We start from the raw sequence: 3523 nt of genomic DNA, 5'->3' as shown, positions 1-3523 counted from the left end.
GGCGGGGGTGGGTCGGGTGGGGACGGTTTCCAGGAGGAGCCGCTCCATCGGCGTCACCGGGCGCCCTCGCGGCTGTCGAGGTCGGCGAGCCAGGCGGCGCAGACGGCGGCGATCTGGACCAGCTCGGTGCGCAGCTTGGCGGGGTCGGCTTCGGCCATGGCCTCGAAGACCTCCTCCAGGAGGACGTGGCCCCAGGTGCCTTCGCCATCGTCGAAGGCGCGCTGGCATTTGCGGCGCCAGAAGTCGGCGAGCTTCTCGCTGCCGGGGTAGCCGGTGCCGTCGGGGTGGTGCTGCTCGCCGAACTTGGTGAGCTGCCGCTGACGCTCGGCGTCGATCTCCTCGGCGATGGCGCGGAGGCCGGGGGTGGTGAAGATGGTGGGGTAGCTCATCGGGGTGCTCCTGGTCGCGCGGTAGGGATCGTTTGGGGTCGTACGGTTGTTGTGGCTACACGGTGCGCGGGGTGGCTCCGTCGAGGAGCGGCTCCCAGATCGAGCGCACGTAGTTGGCCTTGCGGGTGAGCCATTCGCGGATGGCGGGCTCGTCGGCCTCGGTGACGGGGCATTCGGTGGAGCGGAGGATGGCCTTGCGCTGGAGCACCCAGTAGACGTGCAGGGCCGGTCCCGGCATCTCGTCGCAGTCGCCGTCGTCGTGGCCGTCGCAGTCGGCGGGGCAGTAGTCGTCGGGGTCGGGGGTCTTCCAGTCCCAGCGGAAGACGGCGTTGAGGTCGTCGTCGAGGCTGCCCCACTCAGCGTGGAACTCGGTCCATGAGCCGTAGGTGAGGTGCTGGCCGTTCTTGTAGTAGTTGCCTTCCTGGCAGTAGTACGGGTGATCGACTTCCCAGAGGCGGGGTGTCGTCTCGGTGGTCATCAGAGGCTCCAGAGGGTGGGCTGCATGGGTTGGAGGTCGAGGGCGGTCTGTCCGGGGATCGGCTGGGGGTCTGTGGCTGGTGCGCGGATGGCGGGCGTCGTGCCGTTGAGGCGGCGTGCGCAGACGGGTCCGAGGCGGCGGGCGATGGAGGTGGGGTCGCGGAGGGGGCGACCGCACACGCACGTCACCGGGGCGGTCACGTGGTCTCGATCTGGAGTTGGCCGGCGGCTTCGATGGCGGCGCGGCGGCGAGTGCGGCTAGGTAGTCGGGCGTGTGGTCAGCCATGGCGTGCCTCGTTGTGCTCGTGGTCGAAGATCGGGTGGCCGACCCGGGCGAGGGCGCAGGTGAGGTCGTCGACGTTGGCTTCCCCGCTGTGCTGGACCTGGTCGATCCAGAGCTTGAGGACGTGCATGACAGCGGCGAGGTCCTCCTCGGCCTTCAGCCGGAACTGGTGAGGCGTCGTTCCTTCGCGGCGTTGCACGGTGACGGTGTACGAGTCGTACGGGGTGTCGCTGTCGCGGAGGTCCATGGACAGGGCCGGGGCCTGCATCTCTGTTTCGACGTAGTTCTCGGCTCCGTAGCCGTGGAGGATGCCGCGCATGGTGGCCACGAACAGCTTGAGGATCTCGGTAGCCTCTTCGAGTTCAAGGCAGACCTGGCCGTCCTTGACGGTGAGGGCGCGCAGCATGGTGCCGTCGGTGAGGATCTCGGCGGCGAGGTCTCCGAGGCCGCCCATGGCGTTGTCGGCGGCCTTGGTGAAGTCGGGTCGGCGGCCGGTGCGGCGCCAGTTGGTCCAGGATGCGGCGAGGGCGTTCTGGATGGCGGTGTGGGCCTGCTTCCAGCGCAGGTCGCGTTGTTCCTGAGTGAGTTCGGTGCTCACGGCTGGGGGTGCTCCTTGGCCTGCTCAATGTCGGCGGCCCGGTCGTTCAGGCCGGCGGCTTCGATGGCGGCGCGGCGGGTGTGGGCTCGGGTGGCGGCGTGGTGGTCGCGGTCGTAGTGGAGGTGGCAGCCGTGGCACATGGCGCGGAGGTTGGCGGGGTCGCAGTTCTCGGGGGTGTGGTCGAGGTGGGCGACGGTGAGCACGACCTTCGAGCCGGTGCCGTACGCGGTGCCGCCGTTGTGGTTGGGGCAGCGGCCGGTGTGGGTGCCGCGCCCGCACTCGCCGTGGCATTCGCAGCGGCCGGCGGCGCGGACGGTGCGGATGCGGAGGCTGATGGCCTTCCAGTCGGCGGGGTAGCGGTCGCGGTTCTCGGGTCGGATGGGGCTCATGGGGTGGTGTCCTCGGCTTCCTGGTAGCGGCGGGCGTGGACGGTGTGGCGGGCGCGGCCTTCGTCGTGGCAGGGGGTCCCGGGTTCGACCTGGCATTCGGGGCAGCACGCCGTCTGAAGGGCCCAGGTGTTCATGCGTTGCGGGTGGGGCTTGGGGAGGTGGCGGCCGGACTTGCGGAGCACGCACGGGGCGTGGACAGCGGCCCCGCAGTGCGGGCAGGGCACCGTGCGGGCGGGGTGGTGGCCGGCGCGCATCTGCTGGCGGAGCTGCGGCGGCATCGGAGCGACGTAGCGGCGGTTCACGACGCGCCTCCGCGGCGGAGGTCGGCGCCGTCCATCGGCACGACGGTGGTGATCTGCGCAAGGCGGGAGGTGATGCGGGCGCCGACCTTGTCGACGAGGTCCACCCCGTTGGGGTCGTGCGCGGGAAGGTTGCTCGTGATGATCAGCGGGCGGCAGTGGTTGTACCGCTCGTTCAGCAGCCGGTAGGTGGCTTCCTCGGTGAACTCGCTGATCTTTTCGGTGCCGAGGTCGTCGACGAGGAGGAGCGGCACCCGGGTGAGGCGCTTCAGTTCGGCTTCCGGACCGCGTTCGCTGCCGCCCGGGCGGAGCAGGGCGTACAGGTCGGGGGCGGTGTAGGCCATGACCTCGAACCGGTCGGGTCCGGTTTCGGCGATGCGGCGGAGGGCGCCGTAGGCCTGGTGGGTTTTGCCGGTGCCGAAGGGGCCGGTGAGGAAGAGGATCCCGGCGGTGCGCGGGTCGTCGATGACGTGGTCTGCCCAGGCGACGACGGCGGGGTGGGTGGCGGTGGCTTGCTGGTAGCGGTAGGGGGTGGCGGTGGTCCAGCGCTTGAGGGCGATCTCGGTGCGCTGCCGCCGGTGGTACTCCGGGTGGCCCGGTTCGTCGGGGGTGGGCTGGTCGTCGATGGGGCCGGCGGTGATGTGGCCGAGGCCGCGGGCGTCGAGCATGCGCTGGAGTCGGTCCATGACGGTGGCGCCTGCGATGGGTGCGGGGTCGGGCATGGTCAGAATCCGTTCTGGTAGACGGAGTGGTCGGTGGGCGGCTGGTAGGGGGTGTGGCCGCCGGAGACTGCGCGGAGGGGTGGCCGGTTGGCGCGCTCGGACGCGTACTTGGCGGAGCGGCGGGCCCACTTCTGGTACTCGTCGTTCCAGTTGTGGCGGCGCTGGCCGGTGGACCGAAAGTGGCTGACGAACTGCGCGGCTTCGTAGTCCGGGTCGATGCCTGCGCCGAAGGTGTTGACGGCCCAGCGGCGGAGTCCGTCGGTGAGGGTCCAGCCGTCGATGTCGATCGGGGAGGGGCCGGAGGCGTCGCGCTCGGCCACGGGCGTCAGGTGAGTGGTTACGGTCTGAACCCCCTCCTGGTTCATA

8 protein-coding genes are annotated in these 3523 nt (G+C 70.5%); all 8 read right to left on the bottom strand.

Features of this window, described 5'->3' with window-relative positions:
* Positions 1 to 53: 53 nt before the first annotated feature.
* Entirely contained in the window at positions 54 to 389 is a 336-nt protein-coding gene (locus tag ALMP_RS30830) for a hypothetical protein (RefSeq protein WP_264934192.1), read from the bottom strand.
* A 55-nt stretch (positions 390 to 444) separates the two neighbouring features.
* Positions 445 to 867 (bottom strand): hypothetical protein, encoded by a 423-nt coding sequence (locus tag ALMP_RS30825; protein ID WP_264934191.1) that lies wholly within the window; start codon positions 865 to 867, stop codon positions 445 to 447.
* A complete protein-coding gene (locus tag ALMP_RS44510) occupies positions 867 to 1046 on the bottom strand; it encodes a DUF6011 domain-containing protein (protein ID WP_375803553.1) in 180 nt (59 codons plus the stop codon). Before ALMP_RS44510 ends, ALMP_RS30825 begins: the two co-directional genes overlap by 1 nt.
* A gap of 98 nt (positions 1047 to 1144) precedes the next feature.
* A complete protein-coding gene (locus tag ALMP_RS30820) occupies positions 1145 to 1747 on the bottom strand; it encodes a hypothetical protein (RefSeq protein ID WP_264934189.1) in 603 nt (200 codons plus the stop codon).
* The gene (locus ALMP_RS30815) at positions 1744 to 2136 is read right to left on the bottom strand and encodes a hypothetical protein (protein WP_264934187.1); all 393 of its coding nucleotides are present in this window, start codon (positions 2134 to 2136) and stop codon (positions 1744 to 1746) included. The genes ALMP_RS30820 and ALMP_RS30815 overlap by 4 nt, the downstream gene beginning before the upstream one ends.
* Positions 2133 to 2438, bottom strand: a complete 306-nt coding sequence (locus ALMP_RS30810; protein WP_264934185.1) for a hypothetical protein — start codon at positions 2436 to 2438, stop codon at positions 2133 to 2135. The genes ALMP_RS30815 and ALMP_RS30810 overlap by 4 nt, the downstream gene beginning before the upstream one ends.
* On the bottom strand, positions 2435 to 3157 hold the full coding sequence (locus ALMP_RS30805) for an ATP-binding protein (RefSeq protein ID WP_264934183.1): 723 nt from the start codon (positions 3155 to 3157) through the stop codon (positions 2435 to 2437). Before ALMP_RS30805 ends, ALMP_RS30810 begins: the two co-directional genes overlap by 4 nt.
* Before the next feature lie 2 nt (positions 3158 to 3159).
* Positions 3160 to 3523 (bottom strand): hypothetical protein (locus ALMP_RS30800; RefSeq protein WP_264934181.1); only part of this gene is annotated, 364 nt, incomplete at its 5' end.

The organism is Streptomyces sp. A012304, assembly GCF_026008495.1.
Taxonomy (GTDB): Bacteria; Actinomycetota; Actinomycetes; order Streptomycetales; family Streptomycetaceae; genus Streptomyces.
The sequence above is the reverse complement of the archived record's forward strand: the minus strand, read 5'-3'. Positions and strand labels throughout refer to the sequence as shown.

What these genes read in the sequence shown, in the direction of transcription:
- ALMP_RS30830 (WP_264934192.1), bottom strand. Translation starts at nt 389, where the DNA reads ATGAGCTACCCCACCATCTTCACCACCCCCGGCCTCCGCGCCATCGCC.
- ALMP_RS30825 (WP_264934191.1), bottom strand. Translation starts at nt 867, where the DNA reads ATGACCACCGAGACGACACCCCGCCTCTGGGAAGTCGATCACCCGTAC.
- ALMP_RS30815 (WP_264934187.1), bottom strand. Translation starts at nt 2,136, where the DNA reads ATGAGCCCCATCCGACCCGAGAACCGCGACCGCTACCCCGCCGACTGG.
- ALMP_RS30805 (WP_264934183.1), bottom strand. Translation starts at nt 3,157, where the DNA reads ATGCCCGACCCCGCACCCATCGCAGGCGCCACCGTCATGGACCGACTC.